The organism is Streptomyces sp. NPDC006332, assembly GCF_040612855.1.
In the GTDB taxonomy this organism is placed as follows: Bacteria; Actinomycetota; Actinomycetes; order Streptomycetales; family Streptomycetaceae; genus Streptomyces.
In genome coordinates this window covers 96,353-119,044 of sequence record NZ_JBEXRA010000012.1, presented here as the reverse complement: position 1 = coordinate 119,044, position 22,692 = coordinate 96,353, and the positions used below count along the sequence as shown (strand labels likewise).

The 22,692-nt window shown below is 69.8% G+C and carries 22 protein-coding genes; 9 read left to right on the top strand and 13 right to left on the bottom strand.

Annotated features, from left to right (window positions below; genetic code table 11):
* The first annotated feature begins 51 nt into the window (after nucleotides 1-51).
* The 3 genes from ABZ027_RS13960 (at nucleotide 52) to ABZ027_RS13950 (ending at nucleotide 1,939) form a co-directional block, all read left to right on the top strand.
* Nucleotides 52-618, top strand: a complete 567-nt coding sequence (locus ABZ027_RS13960; RefSeq protein ID WP_356767758.1) for a helix-turn-helix transcriptional regulator — start codon at nucleotides 52-54, stop codon at nucleotides 616-618.
* Nucleotides 619-695: 77 nt separating this feature from the next.
* Nucleotides 696-1,472, top strand: a complete 777-nt coding sequence (locus tag ABZ027_RS13955) for a hypothetical protein (protein ID WP_356767756.1) — start codon at nucleotides 696-698, stop codon at nucleotides 1,470-1,472.
* A 131-nt stretch (nucleotides 1,473-1,603) separates the two neighbouring features.
* Complete coding sequence (locus tag ABZ027_RS13950) at nucleotides 1,604-1,939, top strand: DUF2516 family protein (RefSeq protein WP_356767754.1); 336 nt, start codon at nucleotides 1,604-1,606, stop codon at nucleotides 1,937-1,939.
* Nucleotides 1,940-2,039: 100 nt separating this feature from the next.
* Here ABZ027_RS13950 and ABZ027_RS13945 read toward each other — a convergent pair whose 3' ends face one another.
* The 3 genes from ABZ027_RS13945 to ABZ027_RS13935 form a co-directional block, all read right to left on the bottom strand.
* Complete coding sequence (locus ABZ027_RS13945) at nucleotides 2,040-3,590, bottom strand: SpoIIE family protein phosphatase (protein WP_356767752.1); 1,551 nt, start codon at nucleotides 3,588-3,590, stop codon at nucleotides 2,040-2,042.
* Nucleotides 3,591-3,950: 360 nt separating this feature from the next.
* Nucleotides 3,951-5,030, bottom strand: coding sequence for an NlpC/P60 family protein (locus tag ABZ027_RS13940; protein WP_356767750.1), 1,080 nt, complete (start codon nucleotides 5,028-5,030; stop codon nucleotides 3,951-3,953).
* Between the two features lie 203 nt (nucleotides 5,031-5,233).
* Entirely contained in the window at nucleotides 5,234-6,046 is an 813-nt protein-coding gene (locus tag ABZ027_RS13935; RefSeq protein WP_356767748.1) for a class I SAM-dependent methyltransferase, read from the bottom strand.
* 284 nt (nucleotides 6,047-6,330) lie between these two features.
* Here ABZ027_RS13935 and mshA point away from each other — a divergent pair, with 284 nt between their 5' ends.
* Nucleotides 6,331-7,671 carry a D-inositol-3-phosphate glycosyltransferase gene (gene mshA / locus ABZ027_RS13930; RefSeq protein WP_356767746.1) on the top strand — a complete coding sequence of 447 codons (1,341 nt, stop codon included), beginning with the start codon at nucleotides 6,331-6,333 and terminating at the stop codon, nucleotides 7,669-7,671.
* On the top strand, nucleotides 7,664-8,164 hold the full coding sequence (locus ABZ027_RS13925) for a YbjN domain-containing protein (protein ID WP_356767744.1): 501 nt from the start codon (nucleotides 7,664-7,666) through the stop codon (nucleotides 8,162-8,164). Before mshA ends, ABZ027_RS13925 begins: the two co-directional genes overlap by 8 nt.
* Before the next feature lie 15 nt (nucleotides 8,165-8,179).
* Here ABZ027_RS13925 and ABZ027_RS13920 read toward each other — a convergent pair whose 3' ends face one another.
* On the bottom strand, nucleotides 8,180-8,764 hold the full coding sequence (locus tag ABZ027_RS13920; RefSeq protein ID WP_356767742.1) for a hypothetical protein: 585 nt from the start codon (nucleotides 8,762-8,764) through the stop codon (nucleotides 8,180-8,182).
* 87 nt (nucleotides 8,765-8,851) lie between these two features.
* Complete coding sequence (locus ABZ027_RS13915; RefSeq protein ID WP_356767740.1) at nucleotides 8,852-9,685, bottom strand: AraC family transcriptional regulator; 834 nt, start codon at nucleotides 9,683-9,685, stop codon at nucleotides 8,852-8,854.
* Nucleotides 9,686-9,734: 49 nt separating this feature from the next.
* Between ABZ027_RS13915 and ABZ027_RS13910 the strand changes: the two genes are divergently transcribed.
* Nucleotides 9,735-10,190, top strand: coding sequence for a DUF2000 domain-containing protein (locus ABZ027_RS13910; RefSeq protein WP_356767738.1), 456 nt, complete (start codon nucleotides 9,735-9,737; stop codon nucleotides 10,188-10,190).
* A 13-nt stretch (nucleotides 10,191-10,203) separates the two neighbouring features.
* Here ABZ027_RS13910 and ABZ027_RS13905 read toward each other — a convergent pair whose 3' ends face one another.
* Entirely contained in the window at nucleotides 10,204-11,598 is a 1,395-nt protein-coding gene (locus ABZ027_RS13905) for an MFS transporter (protein ID WP_356767736.1), read from the bottom strand.
* 163 nt (nucleotides 11,599-11,761) lie between these two features.
* Between ABZ027_RS13905 and ABZ027_RS13900 the strand changes: the two genes are divergently transcribed.
* Nucleotides 11,762-12,523: a phosphoglyceromutase gene (locus ABZ027_RS13900; RefSeq protein WP_356767734.1), complete on the top strand. Its 762-nt coding sequence runs from the start codon at nucleotides 11,762-11,764 to the stop codon at nucleotides 12,521-12,523.
* Between the two features lie 82 nt (nucleotides 12,524-12,605).
* On the opposite strand, the gene ABZ027_RS13895 is transcribed toward ABZ027_RS13900, so the two are convergent.
* Nucleotides 12,606-13,187 carry a PASTA domain-containing protein gene (locus tag ABZ027_RS13895; RefSeq protein WP_356767732.1) on the bottom strand — a complete coding sequence of 194 codons (582 nt, stop codon included), beginning with the start codon at nucleotides 13,185-13,187 and terminating at the stop codon, nucleotides 12,606-12,608.
* 152 nt (nucleotides 13,188-13,339) lie between these two features.
* Nucleotides 13,340-13,711, bottom strand: coding sequence for an IS200/IS605 family transposase (gene tnpA, locus ABZ027_RS13890; RefSeq protein WP_356767730.1), 372 nt, complete (start codon nucleotides 13,709-13,711; stop codon nucleotides 13,340-13,342).
* Nucleotides 13,712-13,780: 69 nt separating this feature from the next.
* Between tnpA and ABZ027_RS13885 the strand changes: the two genes are divergently transcribed.
* Nucleotides 13,781-15,004, top strand: a complete 1,224-nt coding sequence (locus tag ABZ027_RS13885) for an RNA-guided endonuclease TnpB family protein (RefSeq protein WP_356767728.1) — start codon at nucleotides 13,781-13,783, stop codon at nucleotides 15,002-15,004.
* A gap of 385 nt (nucleotides 15,005-15,389) precedes the next feature.
* Entirely contained in the window at nucleotides 15,390-16,241 is an 852-nt protein-coding gene (locus ABZ027_RS13880) for a hypothetical protein (RefSeq protein ID WP_356767726.1), read from the top strand.
* Between the two features lie 52 nt (nucleotides 16,242-16,293).
* Here ABZ027_RS13880 and ABZ027_RS13875 read toward each other — a convergent pair whose 3' ends face one another.
* The 5 genes from ABZ027_RS13875 to ABZ027_RS13855 all read right to left on the bottom strand — a co-directional run bounded on the left by ABZ027_RS13875 (nucleotide 16,294) and on the right by ABZ027_RS13855 (nucleotide 22,536).
* Nucleotides 16,294-16,983 (bottom strand): hypothetical protein, encoded by a 690-nt coding sequence (locus tag ABZ027_RS13875; protein WP_356767724.1) that lies wholly within the window; start codon nucleotides 16,981-16,983, stop codon nucleotides 16,294-16,296.
* On the bottom strand, nucleotides 16,980-17,411 hold the full coding sequence (locus ABZ027_RS13870) for a hypothetical protein (RefSeq protein WP_356767722.1): 432 nt from the start codon (nucleotides 17,409-17,411) through the stop codon (nucleotides 16,980-16,982). Before ABZ027_RS13870 ends, ABZ027_RS13875 begins: the two co-directional genes overlap by 4 nt.
* Before the next feature lie 18 nt (nucleotides 17,412-17,429).
* Nucleotides 17,430-19,904, bottom strand: a complete 2,475-nt coding sequence (locus ABZ027_RS13865) for a glycoside hydrolase domain-containing protein (protein ID WP_356767720.1) — start codon at nucleotides 19,902-19,904, stop codon at nucleotides 17,430-17,432.
* Nucleotides 19,905-20,080: 176 nt separating this feature from the next.
* Nucleotides 20,081-21,412, bottom strand: a complete 1,332-nt coding sequence (locus ABZ027_RS13860; RefSeq protein ID WP_356767719.1) for a serine hydrolase domain-containing protein — start codon at nucleotides 21,410-21,412, stop codon at nucleotides 20,081-20,083.
* Nucleotides 21,413-21,528: 116 nt separating this feature from the next.
* The gene (locus tag ABZ027_RS13855; RefSeq protein WP_356767717.1) at nucleotides 21,529-22,536 is read right to left on the bottom strand and encodes a hypothetical protein; all 1,008 of its coding nucleotides are present in this window, start codon (nucleotides 22,534-22,536) and stop codon (nucleotides 21,529-21,531) included.
* Between the last annotated feature and the right edge of the window lie 156 nt (nucleotides 22,537-22,692).

Genomic DNA, 22,692 nt, shown 5'->3' with positions numbered 1-22,692 from the left:
ATTGCAAGCGGGTGCTTGCAATAGTTAGCGCGGGTGGTGCAAGGTGGACGTATGGCATCTCTCAACGTCGGCAACCTCGGTGACTACCTTCGCGAGCAGCGGCGCACCGCGCAGCTCTCGCTCAGGCAGCTCGCCGACGCCGCCGGGGTGTCCAATCCGTATCTGAGCCAGATCGAGCGCGGGCTGCGCAAGCCGAGCGCGGAGGTGTTGCAGCAGGTCGCCAAGGCCCTGCGGATCTCCGCCGAGACGCTGTACGTGCGGGCCGGCATCCTCGACGCCGAGCGGGACCGGGACGAGGTGGAGACACGTGCGGTCCTCCTCGCCGATCCCACGCTGAACGAGCGGCAGAAGCAGGTGCTGCTCCAGATCTACGAGTCGTTCCGCAAGGAGAACGGGTTCGGGGTCGGCGAAGCCGGTGACGAGGGCGTGGCCCACTGGGCGGATGAACCTGCTCAAGCCGCCGCTCCCGGTGACGATGCTCTGAGTGACGGTGTCCTGGGCACCCAGGACGGCGACCCCGTCGTACGAGAGACCGGTCCGGCGGACGGACGCGAGTCCCTCCGTCGTACCCGCACCACCGGCGCCAGCGACGCCGATCCGCAGCAGACGGCCAGTTGAGCCGGACCAGGGCACCGGCCGCCTGACTGCGGACCACCAAAACCCTCAGCCGAAGCGAATCCGGGAGGACCAACACCATGGCCATCACCGACGACCTGCGCAAGACCCTCAGCGACCCGACTCCGCTCTACTTCGCCGCCGGCACCGCCGACCTGGCTCTTCAGCAGGCCAAGAAGGTGCCCGGTCTGGTCGAGCAGCTGCGCGCCGAGGCCCCTGCGCGGATCGAGGCCGTGCGCAACACCGACCCCAAGACCGTGCAGGAGAAGGCCCAGGCCCGTGCCAAGGAGGCCAGTGCCAAGGCCAAGGAGGCGCAGGAGAGCCTCCAGTCCAAGGTCGGCGAGTTCCTCGGCACCCTCGACGGTGACCTCAAGAAGCTCGGCAGCACCCTCGACGCCGACCTGAAGAAGCTCGGCGAGAGCGCCCAGGACTTCGCCCTGCGCGGTGTCGGCGTCGCCGCCGAGTACGCCGTCAAGGCCCGCGAGACCTACGAGAAGGTCGCCGAGCACGGCGAGCAGACCGTGCGGACCTGGCGCGGCGAGGCCGCCGAGGAGATCGAGGAACTGGCGATCGCCGTCGAGCCGAACGCCGAGCCGAGCGCTCAGCCGAAGCCGGCGCCCGCGGCCAAGCCCGCCGCGGCCAAGCCCGAGCCGAGGCCGGCCGCCGTCAAGTCCGAGCCGAAGCCCGCCGTGGTCAGGTCCGTGCCGAAGCCGACCGAGGCCAAGACGGTGCCCGCGCCGGCGAAGCGGCCGGAGGCGAAGCCGTCCGAGGTGAAGAAGCCGGAGGCGAAGAAGGCCCCGGCCCGCAAGGCCACCCCGACCAGCACCGCCAAGAAGACCACGCCGCCCGCCAAGTGAGGCATCGCGGTACGGATCACGGGCCGGGCACTCTTGGAGTGCCCGGCCCGTTCTGCGGGTAGCGGCGTTCCGGGAAACCGGTACGGTGACCGCGTGACGACAAGCCGAGTCTGGTGGTGGACGTAGTGCTGATGCAGGGTTTCGCAGGGTTCATGTGGCTGCTGAGCGTCGCCCTGATCCTTTTCAGCGGCTTCGCGCTGATCGACGCCGCCACGCGTCGCGAGGACGCCTACCGCGCGGCCGACAAGAAGACCAAGCCCTTCTGGCTGATCATCCTGGGGCTCGCCTTCGTGGTGAACCTGATCTTCAACATCCTGTCGTTCCTGCCGATCATCGGTCTCATCGCGACGATCGTGTACATGGTCGACGTACGACCGGCCCTGCGGGGCCTGCCCGGCGGGGGCCGCAGCCGACGCGGTGGCTCCAGCAGCGACGGCCCGTACGGTCCCTACAACGGCGGGCGCTGAGGCGTTCCGACGGGGGCGTCTCCGACGGGGCGTCCCGACGGAGACGTGCCGAAGGGGACGTGCCGAAGGGGCTGAGGGGCGAGGCGACGGCGGCTTTCGCTCAGCCCGTCCGGTCCAGCAGCAGCACCGCCACGTCGTCCGTCAGCTCGCCGCCGTTGAGGTGGCGCGCCTCGTTCACCGTGGCCCGCAGCAGTGCCTCCCCGCGCAGGCCAGCGGCGAGCTGACGGCGGACCATCTCCACCATGCCGTCCTCGCCGAGCCGCTCCCGGCCCTGGCCGATGTGGCCCTCGATCAGACCGTCGGTGTAGAGCATCAGGCTCCACTCGGGACCCAGCTCCACCTGCGTCCGCGGCCACCGGGCGCCGGGGAGCAGACCGAGGGCGGGGCCGTTGTTCTCGTACGGGAGCAGTCGTGCGGGTCGGCCGGGGCGGGCGATGAGCGGGGCCGGGTGGCCGGCGAGGCACATGCCCGCGCGGCGCCCGTCGGGGGCGATGTCCACCGTGCACAGCGTCGCGAAGATCTCGTCGTCGGACCGCTCGTGTTCCAGGACCTGCTGGAGCGTGCCCAGCAGCTGGTCGCCGCAGAGACCGGCCAGCGTCAGCGCCCGCCAGGCGATACGCATCTCGACGCCGAGCGCCGCCTCGTCCGGGCCGTGCCCGCAGACGTCACCGATCATCGCGTGGACCGTGCCGTCCGGGGTGCGGACCGTGTCGTAGAAGTCGCCGCCGAGCAGGGCGCGGGAACGGCCCGGCCGGTAGCGGGCGGCGAAGTGGAGCGAGGAGCCCTCCAGGAGGGGCGTGGGCAGCAGGCCGCGTTCCAGGCGGCGGTTCTCCTGGGCGCGCAACCGGCCCTCGGCGAGCCGACGCTCGGCCGTGTCGGAACGCTTCCGCTCCACCGCGTACCGGATCGCCCGGCTCAGCAGCCGGCCGTCCAGCTCGTCCCGGAACAGATAGTCCTGGGCGCCCACCCGCACCGCTTCGGCGCCGCGCTCGGCGTCGCCGGACGCGGTGAGCGCGAGGACGGCGTGCCGGGGCGCGAGCTCCAGCACACGCCGGAGTACGGCGAGCTCGTCGTCGCCCTCGGCCCGGCCGGCGGCGGGCAGCGCGAGGTCGAGCAGGATGCAGTGGACATCATCGGTGAGCAGCCGCGCCGCCTCGGTGAGGTTGCGGGCGGTGCGTACCCGGATCGGCTTGCCGGCCGAGTCCCGCAGCTCGGGCACCGCCGTGGAGCCGCCCGGGTCGTCCTCGATCACCAGCAGGGTGAGGCTGGTGCCGGTGGGGGCGATGACGCCGGTGGGTTTGGTGGTGCCGGTGCCGGTGCCGGTGCCGGTGCCGGTGCCGGTGCCGGTGGAGCCGCCGACCGAGCCGGGACCGCCGACCGAGACGGGACCGCCGGGCTGACCGGTCGCGTCGATCTGGCCGGACTGGCCTGTGCCGTCGGCGGAGCCGCTCGGGACGGCCGAGCCGTCAGGGCCGGTCATGGCAGTGGCGGTGGCAGCGGTGCGGCCGGTGGGCTCGGTCGCGGTGCTCCCGGGCGGGGCCGACTCACGCGGGGCCCCTTCCTTCGAAGGGCCGGTGCCTGAGGACGCGGGCTGCGCCTGACCACTCTCCACGGCCGGGATCGCTCTCTGCCGCGGTACGGGTACGGGCATCGTCTTGGGTTCCTTCCCTCCCCCCGAGGGCATGGCAGGGCGAGGGACCTCGACCTACCGACGGGGACCATAGCGGTAGTCGGCGCCGCAACGGAATGGCGTACGGCACGCTGCCCGCACGCTGGCCGCTGTCATATGCCGCGTTCCGTACCGCAGTTGGACAGGTCGGCTGCCGCGCCGGAATGACGAACGTCACGTCGGCGACAGGTTTGAGGTGCGCCAGGTCACGTGGGACAGGCCACCCGCGCCCGCTCACACACCCGGCCGCACCGCCTCACACACCCGGCCGCACCACTTCACGCCCCCGGCAATGTCACCCCGCGCCCGCTCGCGCGCCCACCCGCACCACCCCGCGCACGCTCACGCGCCCGGCCGCACCACACCCAGTATCGGCATCGTCCCCGCCCCGGTGAGGGTCACCGTCCGCCCCGGCCGCGGCGCGTGCACGATCGCGCCGTCGCCCACGTACAGGGCGACATGGCTGGCGTCGTCGAAGTAGATGATCAGGTCTCCAGGGCGCATGTCCTTCACGGGTACGTGCTTCAACTGCTTCCACTGCTCCTGCGAGGTGCGCGGGATCGCCTGGCCGGCGCTCGCCCAGGCCTGCGAGGTCAGTCCGGAGCAGTCGTACGTGTTCGGGCCCTCCGCGCCCCATTCGTACGGTTTGCCCATCTGGGCCGTGGCGAACTTCACCGCCTTCTCGCCCTGGGCGGAGACGTCGTCCTTGATCTCCTCGAGGATGCCGGAGTCCACCCAGGCGGTCTGCGCCTTTTGCGCGGCCTTCCTCTCCAGCTCGGCGAGGCGCTCCTTCTCCTTCTTCTCCAGCTGGGACTCGAGCTTCTCGGCCGCCGAGATCTGCTTCTCGATCTCCTTCTTGGCCGCCGCCTTGGCCTTGCGGCCCGCTTCCAGCTTCTTCCACTGGGCGGAGGCATCCTTGGAGTACTGCTCCAGGTCCTGCTGGGTGCGGGACATGTCCCCGATGAGGCCCTTGGTCGCGCGGTGGCCCTGGATCACCCGGCCCGCACCGTCCAGGAACTGCTGGGGGTTGTCGCTGAGCATCAGCCGGGCCTCGTCCGGCAGTCCGCCGCCGCGGTACTGGGAGCGGGCCGCGGCGCCCGCGCGGTCCTTCAGCCGGTCCAGTTTCTTCTGGCCCTCGACGATCTTCTTGGCCAGTGCCACGATGTCGGCCGACTGCTTCTCGGCCTTCTCCTCGGCGGCGTTGTACGCGTCCGTGGCGACCGCCGCGTCGTGATACAGCTTGTCCAGCTTCTTGCGTACGGCCTCAAGGTCCTTGTCCCGCGGGGCCGCCGAGGGCGGGGTCGCGGTCGGGGTCGGTGTGGGTGCCGGAGCCGCGAACGCCGTACCCGGCGCCAACAGCACGGTGACCGCGCAGACGACGGTCACGGCCGCTGTGATCAACCCTCGCTTGCCCGCTCGCATACGTGTGCCCCCAAAAACTGATTTACCGTCAGTAACATACGGACGCCAGGGGATCGTGTCACGTAGGCGTGCAGAACGACAGAGGTCGTCGCGCGCGTCGACCGACCGAGTTCCTCCCCCTCCCCGTCCCCCGTGGCCTCTCCCCGCCTGTGTGACGAACGGCTCGTGGAGATCGTTCCCGGCGCGCCGGAAAGCCGGCCGGGTCAGGTGCGAGGCGCCAACGCCTCCCACGCCACCGTCACTTCACCCTGCCGCCAGCGGGCCGGCCCGTCCGCCACCGGCCAGTCGGCCGTGAGGTCCCGCACCGCCCGGAGCCAGCGTTGGCGGGCGCCGTAGGAGGCGTAGGGTGCGGCGGCCGCCCAGGCGCGGTCGAAGTCGCGCAGGAAGGTGTGCACCGGTTCACCGGGGACGTTGCGGTGGATGAGCGCCTTCGGCAGCCGTTCCGCGAGGTCCGAGGGGCGTTCCAGCGAACCCAGCCGGGTCGCGAAGGTGACCGTGCGCGGTCCCTGCGGACCGAGCGCCACCCACACATGCCGGCGCCCGATCTCGTCGCAGGTCCCCTCGACGAGCAGCCCCCCACGGGAGCTCCCGGTGGCCGGGGCGAGGCGGGCGCACAGCCGTTCCCACACGGCGGCGACCTCGCCCTCGTCGTACTGGCGCAGCACGTTGGCGGCCCGGATGAGCAGCGGCCGCCCGGACACCGGGATCTCGAAGCCACCGTGCCGGAAGACGAGTCCGTCCCGTTCGTACGGTCGTGCCGCCGCCACCCGCGCCGGTTCGATCTCGACGCCGACCACCCGGGCGCGTGGCGCTGCCGTGCGCAGACGGGTGAGGAGTTCGACCGCCGTCCAGGGGGCGGCGCCGTAGCCGAGGTCGACGGCCACCGGGTCGACGGCGCGGCGCAGCTCGGCCCCGTGCGCGGCCGCGATCCAGCGGTCCATGCGGCGGAGGCGATTGGGATTGGTGGTCCCACGCGTGACCGTGCCCACGGGGCGGGTCGCTGCGCGGGATGTCATGGCTAAGAGGGTATGCGGCCGCATGTACGGGCACTCGGCCCGCTGGCTCGGGCGCAGGGCACTCGGCCCGCTGGCTCGGGCGCAGGGCACTCGGCCCACTGGCTCGGGCGCAGGGCCCTACCCGCAACCCCCACGCACCCCACCCTCGAACGGTTGAGCGAGATCCGGTAATACCTCGGCAAAAACCCTCCCGCCCGGAATGGGAACCCCTCACTCCGGTGTTGCCGTCCTTGGAGAGTGCACCGCACCCTCCGTTCGGCCTGCCCGCAGCTAGGAGGAGCCACGTGAGCCAGTACGTCAGCAGGCTCGGGCGACGCTCTGTGGCGGCACCCACGCGACTGCGGCTACCGCACCGTCGCCCCCGCCGCGTCGCCATGCTCTCCGTGCACACCTCACCGCTCCACCAGCCCGGCACCGGCGACGCCGGCGGCATGAACGTCTACATCGTGGAGCTCGCGCAGCGCCTCGCCGCGATCAACATCGAGGTGGAGATCTTCACCCGCGCGACGACGGCCGCTCTTCCGCCGACCGTCGAACTCGCGCCCGGCGTCCTCGTCCGGCACATCGACGCGGGCCCCTACGAGGGCCTCGCCAAGGAGGAGCTCCCCGCCCAGCTGTGCGCCTTCACGCACGGCGTGATGCAGGCCTGGGCCGGCCACCGCCCCGGGTACTACGACCTGGTGCACTCCCACTACTGGCTCTCCGGCCACGTCGGCTGGCTCGCCGCCCAGCGCTGGGGCGTCCCCCTGGTGCACGCCATGCACACCATGGCCAAGGTCAAGAACGCCAACCTCGCCGACGGCGACACCCCAGAGCCCGCCGCCCGCGTCATCGGCGAGACTCAGATCGTCGCCGCCGCCGACCGTCTGATCGCGAACACGGCCGAGGAGCGCGAGGAACTCGTACGGCACTACGCCGCCGACGCCGCCGACGTCGCCGTGGTCCACCCCGGCGTGAACCTCGACCGCTTCCGCCCCGCCGACGGCCGCGCCGCCGCCCGCGCCCGTCTCGGCCTCCCGCAGGACGCCCTGGTCCCCCTCTTCGCCGGCCGCATCCAGCCGCTCAAGGCGCCGGACGTGCTGCTGAGCGCGGTCGCGGTCCTCCTCGACGAGCGTCCCGACCTGCGCTCGCAGATCGTCGTCCCGGTCGTCGGCGGCCTCAGCGGCAGCGGTCTCGCCAAGCCGGAGGGCCTGCAGAAGCTGGCCTCCCGGCTCGGCATCGCGGATGTCGTACGGTTCCAGCCGCCCGTCGGCCAGGAGCAGCTCGCCGACTGGTTCCGGGCCGCGTCGGTGCTCGTCATGCCGTCCTACAGCGAGTCCTTCGGCCTGGTCGCCATAGAGGCACAGGCCGCCGGAACGCCGGTGCTCGCCGCCGCGGTCGGCGGACTTCCGGTGGCCGTACGCGACGAACAGACAGGCGTGCTCGTACGAGGACACAACCCCGCCGACTACGCGCGCGTGCTGCGCGACTTCGCCGACGACCCCTCGCGCCCGGCGCGGATGGGCGAGGCCGCCGCCCGGCACGCGCAGTCCTTCGGCTGGGACACCGCGGCCGCCGCCACGGCGGACGTCTACACGGCCGCGACCCAGTCGTACCGCCGTCGCGTACGCTCCCACCATGGCTGATGCAGATAAGACGGCGCAGGTCATCGAGGGGTTCCTGAAGGACGCAGAACTCGACTGGGAGAGCCCGCAGCCCGGCAACTACGTCGTGAAACTCCCCGGCACCCGCAAGCTGTCGACGACTGTCTCCCTCCTCGTGGGCCGCCATTCCCTGTCCCTGAACGCCTTCGTCATCCGCCACCCCGACGAGAACGAGTCCGGCGTCCACCGCTGGCTGTTGGAGCGCAACCTCAAGTTGTACGGCGTGAGTTACGCCGTCGACCCGCTCGGCGACGTCTACGTCACCGGCAAGTTCCCCCTCGCCACCGTCACCGCCGACGAGATCGACCGCCTGTTCGGGCAGGTCCTGGAGGCGGCGGACGGCAGCTTCAACACCCTTCTGGAGCTGGGGTTCGCCTCCGCCATCCGCAAGGAGTACGCGTGGCGGGTGTCCCGGGGCGAGTCGACGCGCAACCTGGACGCCTTCGCGCACCTCACCCAGCGGTCGGCCGACTGACCCCGGGCTGCCACGTCAGTTCCGGTCCGGCTCCGGCGGCAGGGAGGAGCCCGGCTCGGGCCCGTCGGTGGGGTCGGGGTCGTCGGCGGACCCGCCGGACGATCCGCCGGACGATTGGTCGGGCTGGTCGAGCTTGTCGGCGAACGCGCGCAGGGCGTCGGCCAGTTCCTTCTTGGTGGGCAGCTCGTCGACCTTCCGGTCGAGCTCCGCGACACGCCGGTTGAGCTCCTCCAGGTCGGTGCCCGCGGGCGGGGTGGCCGGGGGCTCGGAAGGCTGATCGGGATCGTCGGGGCTGGTCGGGCTGGGGGCGGGGTCGGTTCCGGTGTCGCCGCCGCTGGCGCCGGCCGTGTCGGCCGGGTCGCCGCCTTCGTCGCCGGGGTCGGTGGTCGGCGGCTCGGTGAAGACCGAACTGGGGCTCGGGGACGGCGAAGGACCGTCGTCCGCGGCCGCGAGAGCGGCTCCGACACTCAAGGCCACCAGGGCAGCCGCGCCCGCGACGGCGGTGGAGACCCGCCTGAGTCTCAGAGCGCGCGGTTGAGTGTCACGGTTCTGGATGTTCTGGGCGTTCTGGGTGCTCTGGGTGTTCTGTGAGTCGTCCATGGGGTGACGCTAAGCGGCCCTGACCGGTGGACGGACGGCTTCCGCCGAATCTCTCGAACGAACGTTTGCAAGGGTTGCTGGACCGAGTCACATGGAGCCGCGCCGGTAACGCCCGGGAGTTACTCCCACCAGCTTCTTGAAGTGGCGGGTGAGGTGCGCCTGGTCGTGGAAACCGGTCTGCGCGGCGACATCGGCCGGGCGGTGGTCCGTGAGCAGCAGCCGACGGGCACGATCGACCCGCCGGGCGTTCAGGTACTGGTGCGGGGCGATGCCGTACGCGCTGCTGAACGCCCGTACCAGATGCGCGGGATGGGCTTGCAGCAACCGCGCGCCCTCGTCCAGCGAGAGGCCCTCGACGACGCGTTCGTCGAGGAGTTCGCGCAGTCGGCGGGCGAGCGTGGGGTCGGGACGTGCGGACAGACGCGGGGAGAGACGGCGGGTGCGACTTCCGTCCGCCGGTCGCAGATGCGTCCGCAGCCGCTCGCCCACCAGCGTCAGTCTGCTCTCGGCCTCCAGCTCGTCGCCGGGCCGGGTGAGCGCGGTGTGCACCTGTCCGACGCGCCGCCGCAGCAGCGGATCACGCAGATCGGGTGCGTCGACGGCGGGCCCGATCAGATCATCGCCGAGGCGACTGCTGTCGAGGTACAGCACCCGCTTGCGGAAGCCGCCCGGGGTGGCGGGGGAGCCGTTGTGCGGGACGTGCGGCGGCAACAGCGAGACCGTGTCGTGCGGTGTTCCGTGCTCGTGCCGGTCCAGGTCGTACCGTACGGCCCCGTCGTCCACGATGAGCAGCGTCCACGCGTCGTGGACGTGCATCGGGTAGGCGTACTCGGTGAAGTGGGCGTGGAAGACCTCCACGACACCGGGGATGCGCGGGCGCCAGGCGGAGACCTCCCGCTGAACACCTTTTTCATCCGCCATGCAAAGAACGTACAAGACGCTGCCGTACGACGCCCCGCAGTCTCGTGGCATGAGCACTGAACCCACGCCGACCGAGGCCGCGCCGACCGAACCCGTGCGCTTCGACACCAAGATCGCCGTACTGCTGCGGGAGGACCTGGAGACCTGGCAGCGTCTGAACGTGACGGCGTTCCTGGTCAGCGGCCTCGGCAGCCAGGTCCCGGAGGTGATCGGCGAGCCGTACGAGGACGCGGACGCGGTGGCCTATCTGCCGATGATCCGGCAGCCGGTCCTGGTCTTCGAGGCCAGCAAGGAGACCCTGCGCGCGGCCCACACCCGGGCCCTGTCCCGAGCCCTGCCCAGGGCGCTCTTCACGAGCGACCTCTTCACCACGGGCAACGACCGCGACAACCGTGCGGCGGTTCGGGCCGTACCTACGAGCGACCTGGATCTGGTGGGGCTGGCGGTGTACGGGCCGCGCAACGGGGTGGACAAGGTGCTGAAGGGGGCACGGATGCACCCCTGACGGGCGACGGGGTCTAGGCCGCGCTGACCTCGGGCTCGGCGGGGGTCGGGGGGCCGGTGGCGGGGGGCTCGGTGACCGTCGGTGCGCTGGCCGTCGGCTTCTCGGCCGGCTCCTGAATCGGCTGGCGACTCGGTTCCTCGTCCGATCCCACGTCCGATCCCTCGTCCGATTCCTTGTCCGGCGCCTCGTCCGATGCTTCCTTCGGTGCCTCGTTCGGCATCCGCCGCATCAGGGCGCCGTACCCGATCGCGGCCCCCGTCCCGATGACCGCGCACGTCCCCCACAGCCACGCGGCGCCGAAGCGGTCGATGACGACGCCGGACATCAGGGGCGCCACCAGGGCCGCGACCGACCAGGACAGGGTGTACATGCCCTGGTAACGCCCGCGGCCGCGGACCGGGGAGAGCCGGACGACGAGACCGGTCTGGGTCGGCGCGGTGATCATCTCGCCGAGCGTCCACACGCAGACGGTGAGGGCGAACAGGCCGATCGACCCGGCGAAGGCGGTGAGTCCGAAGCCGTATCCCGCGAGGAGCGACGAGACGACCAGCAGCCGCTTGGTGTCCCGGTGTTCGATGAACCGGGTGACCGGGATCTGCAGCGCGACGATCAGCACGCCGTTGACGGCGATGGCGACGCCGTAGTCGGCCGGTGTGAACCCGGCCTCACCCATGGCGACCGGCAGACCGACCGCCCCTTGCTGGAAGATCAGCGCGACCAGGAAGGACAGCCCGACGACGCTCATGAACCGCCCGTCACGCACGACGGTACCGAGGCCGACGTCGTCGCCCGCCTGCTCGCTCCGGTGCTCGACGGGACGGGACTCGGGCAGCTTCAGGAACACCACGACCGCGCAGACCGCCGTCATGCCCGCCTCGATCAGGAACCCGGCACGGTAGCTGAACCCGGCGATGAACCCGGCGGCCACGGAGGACACGGCGAAACCGAGGTTGATGGCCCAGTAGTTGAGGGAGAAGGCACGCACCCGGTCCTCGGGCCGCACGATGTCGGCCATCATCGCCTGCACGGCCGGCCGTGAGGCGTTGGACGCCATCCCGACCAGGAAGGCGACACCGGCGATGGCGACCGGGTGGTGCACGAAGCCGAGCAGCGCGACCGACGCGGCGGTCGACGTCTGGGCGATGAGCAGCGTGGGCCGCCGCCCGAGCCGGTCCGCCATCACGCCCCCGCCCAGCGAGGAGACGACTCCGCCCAGTCCGTGCAGCGAGGCGACCAGTCCGGCGTACGAGGCGGAGTACCCGCGGTCCAGCGTGAGGTACAGGGCCATGAACGTGGCGACGAACGCGCCGAGCCGGTTGACGAGCGTGCTGGTCCACAGCCACCAGAACTCACGGGGGAGCCCTGAGACGGTCTCCCGGGCGGCACGCCTCAGGTCGGCGACAGACATGACGGATCCCCCACGATGTAAGTACCTCAAGCGGTGATCACAACTTACGAGGGGGAAGCTGCCGGAGACCACTCAATTAACAGATCCCGTCAACCGTGCGTTCCGCGGTCCGCCTGGCGAGCGGACGTACAACGGATCAGAGCCTTCCATTACGCTCATCCGCATGGCCGACGCACCGTACAAGCTGATCCTCCTCCGCCACGGCGAGAGCGAATGGAACGCGAAGAACCTGTTCACCGGCTGGGTGGACGTCAACCTCAACGAGAAGGGCGAGAAGGAGGCAGTCCGCGGCGGTGAGCTGCTCAAGGACGCCGGCCTGCTCCCCGACGTGGTCCACACGTCCCTCCAGAAGCGCGCCATCCGCACCGCCCAGCTCTCCCTCGAGTCCGCGGACCGCCACTGGATCCCCGTCCACCGCTCCTGGCGCCTGAACGAGCGCCACTACGGCGCCCTCCAGGGCAAGGACAAGGCCCAGACCCTCGCCGAGTTCGGCGAGGAGCAGTTCATGCTGTGGCGCCGCTCCTACGACACCCCGCCGCCGGCGCTCGAGGACGGCACGGAGTTCTCCCAGTCCGACGACCCGCGCTACGCGACCATCCCCCCGGAGCTCCGCCCCCGCACGGAGTGCCTCAAGGACGTCGTCATCCGCATGCTGCCGTACTGGTACGACGGCATCGTCCCCGACCTCCTCACCGGCCGCACGGTCCTCGTCGCCGCCCACGGCAACAGCCTCCGCGCCCTCGTCAAGCACCTCGACGGCATCTCCGACGCCGACATCGCGGGCCTCAACATCCCGACGGGCATCCCGCTGTACTACGAGCTCGACGCCGACTTCAACCCGGTGACCCCGGGTGGCAAGTACCTCGACCCGGAGGCGGCAGCAGCGGCCATCGAGGCGGTCAAGAACCAGGGCAAGAAGAAGTAAGCCCGACTGAAGAAGCCCCCTACCTGTGGTTTGCCGTCAGGAGGGGGCTCTTTCATGCGCTTGGGCCGGTCAGCGGTGTGGATCAGCAGGACTCCTCGAACTTCACCACGGTGAGCGTCACGGGCTGGCCGTCGAGCTTGGCTCCGGCGGTCGGCTCCTGTGCGCACACCTGCCAGTTCGACTCCATGAGGATCATGCGGTCCTGGCCGGAGGCATCGTTGACGGTGATGCTGGTGGAGCTGTCCAGGGCTTGGCGGGCGACCTTGACGGCCTTGCCCCTGAAGTCGGGCATGGTGGCTCCAGCTGACTCGGGCACTGCACCCGCGTCCTTGGCCGGACAGCTCTCTTCCAGCTTGACCGTGGCGAAGTCGACCTTGGTGTCCGAGGGGTGCTCGCCGGCCTTCGGAGTCTGGGAGCAGACCTTCCAGTTGCGGTCGAAGGCCTGCATGCGATCGCGGCCGAGCGCGTCGTGGGAGGTGAGGCTGTAGAAGCCCGCCTCTTGGGCCTGGTCCTGCGCGGACTGGAGTCCCTTGCCGGTCATGTCGGGCAGGTTGACGGTCTCGGTCTTCGCCTTGTCGTTGCCGATGGACGCTGTGTCGTTGGCGTCCTGACTGCTGCCGGCTTTGCTGGAGCCGCTGCTCATCTGCCGGCTACCGGAATTCATTCGCAGTGCATCGGCCAGGCCGGTGGTGAAGCGAATCTGATGGTGGCGACGCGGAGCGTCGCCGCGTCTGGTCCGGCGGAGCCGGACACCGCAGTTCCTCGCCTGCGGTGCGGAGCGTCGTGATCGCTGGTCCCGGCGGAGCCGGGCTGTGCTCATACTGGCCGGTTCTGCTGTTCGATGTACTGCCTGACCACGGTGAGTGGGGCGCCGCCTACGGTTCCTGCGAAGTAGGAGCCGGACCACAGCTTGTTGGCCCGCCAGTAGTGGCGTACGAGGCCGGGGAACTCTTGGCGTAGGCGGCGGGAGGAGACGCCCTTGAGGGAGTTGACGAGCTTGGTGACAGTGACCTTGGGCGGGAAGTTCACCAGGAGGTGTACGTGGTTGTCCTCGCCGTTGAACTCCACCAGCGTGCACTCGAAGTCCGCGCATACGGACCGCATGATCTCCTCCATACGCGTCAGATGAACATCGGTGAACACTCTGTGTCGGAACTTGGTCACGAAGACCAAGTGAACATGCCTCACGAAAGCACAGTGCCTACCAGTCTGATCTTCTGCATCTCACCCATAACCCAAGTATGTAGCGTGGCCGTCATGCAGCTTCGGTACAGCTTTCGCCTGTACCCGGACACAGGCCAGCAGAGGGCGTTGGCGAAGGCGTTCGGGTGCGCCCGTGTCGTGTTCAACGACGCGGTGCGTGCCCGCGAGGACGCCCGCAAGGCCCAGCGGCCGTTCCCGAAGATCGGCGAGCTGTCGACACGGCTGATTACCGAGGCGAAGCAGACGGTGGAGCGGTCCTGGCTGGGCGAGGTTTCCGCGGTCGTTCTCCAGCAGTCCCTGCGCGACGTCGAGACTGCGTACCGCAACTTCTTCGCCTCCCTCAAGGGCACCCGCAAGGGCCCCAGGACCGGCCCGCCCCGCTTCAAGTCTCGCAAGGACAAGCGGCAGTCGATCCGGTTCACGGCCAACGCCCGTTGGTCAGTCACCGAGAAGGGGCGCCTGAACCTGCCGAAGATCGGTGCGGTGAAGGTGACATGGTCCCGCACCCTGCCCACCACGCCCTCCTCCGTCACCGTCGTCAAGGATGCGGCCGGCAGGTACTTCGCCTCCTTCGTCATCGACACCGACCCCGCCGCCGACGCGGCCCGGATGCCCGACACCGGCCGCACCATCGGCATCGATCTCGGTCTCACCCACTTCGCCGTCCTCTCCGACGGCACGAAGATCGACTCTCCGCGGTTTCTGCGCCGCGCGGAGAAGAAGCTGAAGAAGGCTCAGCGGGAACTGTCCCGCAAACAGAAGGGATCCAGGAACCGCGAGAAGGCCCGCCGCAAGGTTGCCCGCGCCCACGCCAAGGTCACCGACGCCCGCCACGAGTTCCACCACCAGCTCTCCACCAGGCTGATCTCCGAGAACCAAGGGATCGCCGTGGAGGACCTGTCGGTGGCGGGACTGGCACGGACCCGCCTGGCCAAGTCCGTGCACGACGCCGGCTGGGCCTCATTCGTGAACATGCTGGAGTACAAAGCAGAACGGTACGGCCGGACCCTGGTGAAGATCGGCCGGTTCGAGCCGACCTCTCAGACCTGTTCCACCTGCGGCGTCAAGGACGGACCCAAACCCCTCAACGTCCGGGAATGGACCTGTGCCGCCTGCGGCGCGGTCCACGACCGGGACCACAATGCCGCGATCAACGTGAAGACGGCCGCCGGACTGGCGGCATCGGCCTGCGGAGCGCCGGTAAGACCAGGAGCGATCCCGGCACAGCGCGAAGAAACAGGAAGCCACGGATTCCCGACCGAACCCCGTGCCGCGTAGCGGCACAGCAACAAGTCGAGAAGGCCAGAATCCTCGGGCTTCAGTCCGAGGAGCAAGTCAAATCACCGGCGACAACCTCACCGTCTCCGGGGGCATCGGTGTCCACGCCAGCCCCTGACGAGCCGATCCGCGCGCGGCTCTGACCGGGAACGTTTACCGGGGCTGGTGCCTCCAGCCCGCTGAGGGTCCAGGCAGTCCAGCCCGATCGTTGAAGCGGTCGACGACCTCGCGGACGGTGTTTCGTCCGCGGCCACCAGCGGATCACAGGACCCATGCCGGGATAAGCTCGCAGCCTTGCGTGGGTCAGTCATGGGCCAGGCACCTGATTCCGGGGGGAATTGTGAGGAGATCAGCGCGTGGTGCCTTACCGCGCAGAGTGACGAGCGTGGCGTTCGCCGTCGTGCTGCTCGCTGGGGGAGCGGTTGCCTGTGGAGAGGGCGCCGGGAGTGATGTAGCGAATGAAGACCCGGTCGATGTCGCACCCGCGACGGCCGTGGCGAAGGCGGCGACGAACTCCGAGGACATCAGATCGCTCCGCTATCGGATCACCGGGATGGTGCCGGAGAAGGGCCGTCTGGAGGCCGAGGCATCCATGAACACGGAACCTCTGACCATGGGTATGGAGATGACCGCTGCCGCCCAGGACGGGGGCGGTCAACTGGAGGTCCGGTTCGTCGACGAGGTGATGTACGTCGGAGGGAGCGCGGTCGACTCCGAGAAGCTGGACGGGAAGGGCTGGTTCCGAGCCGACCCTGCCGGTTGGGGACGCGGTGCGGTGGACAACCAGTCCTATGGCGTACTGCCTCGTGAGATCGAGGGAAGCCCCGTGGTGCAGTCCACACTCCTGACCGGGGCCAAGGACCTGCGGATGATCGGGACTGAGACGGTCGACGGCACCAGGACCAGGCACTACAAAGGGACGGTCACCACCAGAGGCCTGCTTGCGGCCCGCAAGGGCGCCGTGGACGAGTCGGCCCGGGAGCGCCTGGTCGAGAGCCTCGATCAGTTCGTGGGGCTGGGGGTCTCCGACGCCCTCACCATGGATCTGTGGATCGACGGTGACGACCAGGCCAAGCAGTTCCGCATGCGAGCCGAGCCCGACGGCAAGCAGGCCGGCACCGGTGGCGGACCACTCGACCTGACCGTCCTCTTCCTCGATGTCAATCAACCCGTGTCCATCGAGACCCCACCGGCGGAGGACACCACTGCTCTCGCGGACGGCGCGCAGGGAAGCTGAGAGGCGCCGGGGGCGGGGGTATGAGCACCTGACCCTCCCCTACCGTGGTCGGTCAGGCCGCCGTGCGCCCCGCGAAGGTGCGGGCTCGTTTCTGGCGTCCGGCGTCGAACGCGTCGGTCGCGCCGGCGCCCTCCCCGCCAGGGCCGGCGTTCCAGGTGGTGATCTTGCGGGCGACGTTCCTCACCTTGGGGTGGCCGGGCTTGAGGGCGATTTCGAAGTGGGACTCCTTGGGGACCGTGAAGTCGCCGCCCCACGCCACCACGCCGTCCAGTTCGGCGAGGACGTCGCGGATCACGACGAGTTCCTGGGGGTAGAAGCCGGCCCGGGCGCCCAGCGGGTAGGCAGCCTCCCTGATGTCGATCGCCGTGCCGGAGAGGTAGTTCGACTCGTAGGGCTGCTCGACCTGGCGGGAGGTGCGGTGCCCGCGCACGTCGCCGACCCGGAGCTGGTCGATCTCGTAGTGGAAGCGGCGGGCGACGTGCAGCAGGATGGTGGCGGCGTCTCCGCCGGCGAGGCGGACGGACCGGCCGCTGCCCTCGATGCCGTACGACGTGGCCTCGCCCAGCACCTTCCAGCCGTTGGCGGACCGGCTCCTGGTCCACGTGGTCGCCTTGGCCGAACCGGCGGGCGTGCCGGCCCGGTCGGCGGCCGTGGCGGGAGCGGAGCCCAGTCCGCCGAGGACGGTCGCGCCGGCCAGGGCGGTGGTGGCACCCAGCACGCGGCGTCTGCTCAACTCGTTCACGGTGTGCCCTTCTTGGTGCGTCGATGGAGGACGGCCAGCCGTACGGCGTAGGCCAGGCAGGCGACAGCCAGGACGGGCAGGACGACCAGGGTCGGGTTCACCCAGCCCGGCACCAGGTCGTAGCCCGCGTTGCACTTGTCGTGGAGCGGGAACCACTGCGTGTACTCGTCGAAGTTGGCCCTGCGATAGGCCCGGTCGTAGGTCTCGCCGCGGGAGTGGCACGCCTCCTCCGGGTCCAGGTTCCCTCCGGCCAGGGAGCCGACGAGGTAGGCGACACCCGCCCCCAGCACGAGCAGTACCGCCGTCAGGGCGAACCAGCCGGCGCTGTGCCGCCACCGGCCGCCCGCCAGGGACCGGCACCAGAACCACAGCCCCGGCCCGACGAGCACCAGGAACAGCAGCAAGAGCAGGAGGAGAAGGAGACCCATGGGCTAACCCTGCACGTTCTACCCGTCGGACCGGCGCGCGGCCCGCTTCGCCGCCTGCTCGCGGTAGGTCTTGAGGTTCTGCCGGTACTTCGCGGCCAGGGTGTTCTCCAGCCCGATCAGGGCGAGTTGCCGGTCGGCGAACCCCTGGCAGAAGTCGTCGAACTTGGCCCCGTTGCCCGGTATCAGGATGTAGTCCCCGGGCAGTGCGGCACCGGCCCCCGTGATGAGCGCGAAGCGGGCCGGGCTGATCTTGGAGTCGATGGCGCCGTAGAGGAGTTTGCTGCAGGACGACTTGGCGTTGCTCGCGGTCTGCCAGCGTCTGTCGAAGTGGGAGCGGAAGCGGGAGAGCGCTCCGCCGTTGTTGTAGTGGGAGGTCATCCAGGCGGCGATGTTCCCGCCCCCCGCGACATGCTTCGCCAGCAGGTATCCGTCGACGTCCTCGATCATGTCGGTGTAGCCGAAGCTGGACACGGTGCCCGGGATCGCCAGCTTGGCCCGGCAGAAGGTGAGCGGGGAGGCGTACTCCTCCACGGAGTTGCGCCAGTCCGCCCAGAAGGTCATGATGTCGCCGCCCCAGCCGGCCACGTCACCGCCGGTCGCGTCCCCCTTGTCGTCCGGGTCGGAGTTCTCCAGGAAGCCGTTGGCGGTGGCCATCAGGTGGGTCGCGTCGAGTTCGTAACCGGTGACGGTGTCGGTGAAGGAGTTGATCACCTGCTCGCCCCGGCTGTTGCAGTACTCCACGAAGTCCCCGTCGTAGCTGTTGGCCAGCCACCACCACGTCAGACCGTGGTACTTCTCGTGCCGGATGTACTCCATCACCAGCCGACTGGCGTTGGTGCCGACGTTGTTCGCGCTCTTGTAGGCGAGGGCGTGGTTGTAGAGCCGTTGCACGTAGGCGATGAAGGTGTCGGCGGGCCCGGCCGGCCGGTTGACGGAGTTGCTGCCGGGCTCGCCGTTCAGCCGCCAGACGTCCCGGTCCAGGTCGAAGGTGTCCGAGCCGTTGGTGACCTTGAACTCCTTGATCTGGTTGATCGCCCAGTTCGGCGGCAGGGAGTAGCCGAGGTTCCCGGAGAAGCCCCAGGACATGCCGGAGACGAAGGAGAAGCGGGCGCCGGTCTTCTTGGTGACGTTGATGCAGACGTTGCGGGAGCCGTAGACGCCGTGGAAGTACTTCTTGCCCCGGCTGGCCAGGCCCGCCACCACCCCGTTGAAGTACGTGATGATCCCCTGGGGGGAGCTGTCGATCTCCCCCTGCTGCGCGTCGTAGTCGACCGCGAAGTAGATGGTGGTGCCCCGGTTGAAGCCGTACTGGCTGGCCAGGTCGTGGGCGTTGAGCGCGTGCTGGTAGCCGTGGCTGTAGGTGAAGTCGGCCAACTGCCGGGCGTTGTCCTGGTAGATGGGGAAGACCCGCAGCCCCGCGTCGAAGATGGTCTGCAGCTCGCCCGGCTTGATCTCCTTGTCGAGGGTCGATCCCGGCGGGTCGTACAGGTACCGGCCGACGAGTTGGTAGCCGTTGTCCCGCAGCCAGCGGGCGCGTGACGCGGTGATCTCGAAGCGGGTGTCCGAGCCGGTGGCTCTGCGATCCGCGTTGCCCATCGACACCAGCAGCTGCGCCCAGGTGTCGTACTCGCCCACGCCGTAGTTGGCGTCGCCCTGCTTGTACAGCTGGGAGAAACTCTGGAAGATCTCGACGAACTCCCTGGTCTTGGAGTCGAAGCTGCTCTTGAAGGTGGTGCGCACCTCGCTGTCGTCCAGACCGCGCAGGATCACCGGCTCGTTGAAGACGCAGGCGGCCGTGAAGAGTTCGACGAAGATGCCGGAGCTGCCCTCCCGGACGGTGTGCGCGCGCAGGCCGTCCTGGGTGGCGGGACCGAAGTTGCCGTTGGGCGCCGAGATCCCCAGCTCGTACTGGAGGGCGATCACCAGGGACTTCTGCACGTCTCGGGAGTAGATCCCGTCTGCGGGCCCGATGTTGTAGGCGCTGCGCTGCCAGTAGCGGCCGTTGAGCCACCGCTGGATCTCCCGGATCTTGTCGGTGCCGCCGGCCACGACGACGTACGCGTCCATGTTGAGGATGCACTTGAAGATCTTCGCGGTGGTGACGCCGCCGGTGGTGCCGGTGCCGCCGTCGGGCAGGCCCATGTCCACGCGGAGCGCCTTGACGGCCTCGGTGGTGACGGCGCCGTACTCGCCGTATCCGTTGGCTCCCCAGTAGCCCTTGCAGAACAGGCCGTGCTGGAGGATCCGGACGATGTTCGAGTTCTTGTTCCAGCCGAACCCGATGTCACCGAGCGCCTCCAGCCGGGACATCGTGGTCGGCCCGAAGCTCGCGACGAGCGGCGAGATGCCGAGCTCGTGCTGGAGCCCCATCACCAGGGCGTACATGGTGGACCAGCCCGTGCGGCCGTCCTCCGGGCAGCGGACGTAGCCGCTGACCCCGCCGTAGGTGGCGTTGACCCACTTCTGGGCATCCAGAACCTTGTCGTCGGCCATACCCGGGCCTTCCTCTCGTAAGCGTGCAGGAGGCGCAACTGAGGGGGGAAGAAGCAGCCTGACCTGCACCGTTGCTCGGGTGCAGGCCAGGCGGACTTACGGAAGGACCCTAGGGGGACGGTCTCTCCGCGCTCTCTCCGCAGGGGCGGGCGGCGCGAGTCCGGACGGCGCCGGTCTCAGTGCCGGCTGACCCACTGGGCGGGTGACAGGTCCGTGCCGGGCAGCCCTTCGGAAGGCAGCCGCGGGGTGGCCGCGGCCAAGCCGGGGGACTGCGGGGTCGGGCAGAGTGCCCGCACGATGTGTGCGTTGAGGGCGTCGTCGATCGGGCTCGGCTCGAAGGCTTTGCCGTCCTCGGTCAGACGCTGGTACTTCATGAGGTTCCAGCCCGTGGCGAGTTGGCGCTTGCCGTCGGGGCTGGACAACGCGATCGTGCCGGCACCGAAGACCGCTCCGTCGTGGCCCCAGAAACGGCCGCAGCCGGGCAGGTCGAGCGCGTAGATGCCGAGGCCGTAGTTGATGCTGGCGGGGCCGGCGCCGATGGTGACCGTGCTCAGCATCTGGTCCAGGGCGGCCGGTCCGATCAACTTGCCCGTCAGCAGGGCGCGGTAGAAGCGGTTCAGGTCATCGGTGGTCGAGATGATCGAGCCCGCGGTGGACGCCCAGGACATGTTGTAGACGCTGTAGTCACGAGGCGGGTCGATCAGGCCGTAGAACGACTCGTACATCCGGGAGTGCGGGCCCTTGATGTACGGGGTGCGCGCGTAGGAGGTGGCGTGCAGCCCGGCCCGGTCTATGACGTTGCGGGTGATGTACGTCCCGGCGTCCTGGCCGGTCACCTTCTCCAGGATCAGACCGGCGATCACATAGTTGGTGTTGGAGTACGATCCCGGCTGCTCGCCGGGCCGTCCCGTGGCGGGTGCCTCCAGACCGAGCCGCACCAGTTCCTCGGGCCGTATGGAGCGGAAGCGTTCCTCGTCGAGGCTGGACGTGGAGTCGGCGGCGAGGGACGGGAAGGCGCCCAGGATGTAGTCGCCGATGCCGCTGGTGTGGTTGAGAACCATCCGTACGGTCACGTCCCGGCCCCGCTCCCCCTTGACGAGGTCCGGGAGGTAGTCGCCGACGGGCGCGTCGAGCCGGATCCGGCCGCGTTCCACCTGCTGGAGCACCGCGACGGAGGTGAACGTCTTGCTGATGCTGCCCACGCGGTGCCGCATGCCGGGCCTGACCGGACGCCGGGTGTCCACGTCGGCGAGCCCGGACGCGCCGGTCCACCGCTCAGCCCCGTCACGAACGGACGAGTAGAGGCCGTACATGCCCGCTTCGTGGACGGCGTCCAGCGTGGTGCGCAGGGCGGCACGGTCCAGGGACTCGGCCGTCGGTAAGGGGGTTTTGGTGCCGGCTGATCCTGTCGGTGAGGCGGATCCGGTGTCGGCGGATGCCGTCGGCACCGCGGCGGCTAATAACAGCGTGGCGCCGAGGACGGTTCCGACGAGTCGGGTGATGCGCAAGGCTGGTCCCTTCCTGGTGTCGAGCCCATGTCAAGGTAATCCTCATGGATCATCGACACGCCTTACATCCTTCCTGCGGATGATCAGCGGTCCCGCCGGCTCGGGCCGTACTCAGGTCACCGCGCGACGAGAATGTTCGTGCCCTGCGCGTTCTGCGTGACGCCGGTCGGCTGGTCCGGGTCGGAGGGCCACCAGGGGGCCGTGACCGCCGCGAAGAGTACGGCGCCGACGTGGTCGGAACTGCCCCCGCCGGCGCCGGCCGGCAGCGCGAGGCGGATCCGGACGGTCCGCGACTGGCCGGGCGCGAGGTCGAACTTGTCCGTCTCGACGTGACTGCGGCCCGTCAGGTCGCTCCAGTGGCCCTGGCGGTTGATCGACCAGTGCAGTCGCCGTACGGATCCGCCGATCTCCCCGGGGGCGAGGGAGACCGCGATGCGGAGGTCGGAACGGGTGAGCTTGCCCGCGGCGTTACGAACCCTCACGGACCACTCCACCGGTGGGCCGCCCGCGGTCGCCCGGAGGATCTCCGGGACCTCGACGGTGAGATGCGTGGGGTCGATGGGCAGCAGGAGGCGCGCCGCGGAGGCCGACGGGTGGATGTCCGGGGAGCGGGGGTCCTCGGCCATCTGCGCCGCCACCGTCACGGTCGCGGCAGAAGTCGTGGCGTCCACCGAGTTGGTCCGCTGATCAGCGGTGAACATCCGCAGGTCGAGCTGGGTGCGGGCGTTGCCGCGATACGAGAGCGGCACCATGGCGACGAACTCCCCGTTGTCGTCCTGCTCGTTGGTCCAGTCGAGCGCCAGGTCGTGCCAGGAGCCGTTCTCGCGGATCTGGACCTTCTGGGCGACGATGCCGATGTAGAGCGCCACCTGGCGTCGCTTGGCCTGTTCGGCGGTCAGGCCCGCGACGGAGAGGTGGAAGGGGAGCGGCGGGCCACCGGGGACCAGGGTGTCACCGTCCGCGCTGAGACGAATGACCGGGTGAGGTGCGGATGCGGACCCGCTCGCGGAGGGGCCTTTGGCCGACGGCTCCGGCGTCCGGCCACCGCACCCGGCGAGCGCCGTCATCGCGAGCACCGAGGCAGCGACCATGAGCGCAACGGCCGGTCCGGGCTTTCGAGTCATGAGCGGGGTCATGGGCGGTCCTCCGCGGCGGACTCTACCGGTGGCCGCGGCCGGTGGCGGGGCCCTCAACAAATCCCGCCCTCCGACGCCGTCCTACGCCGTCCGACGACGGTGAGGGCCCCGGCGTCACACCGGGGCCCTCACCGTCGTACGAGA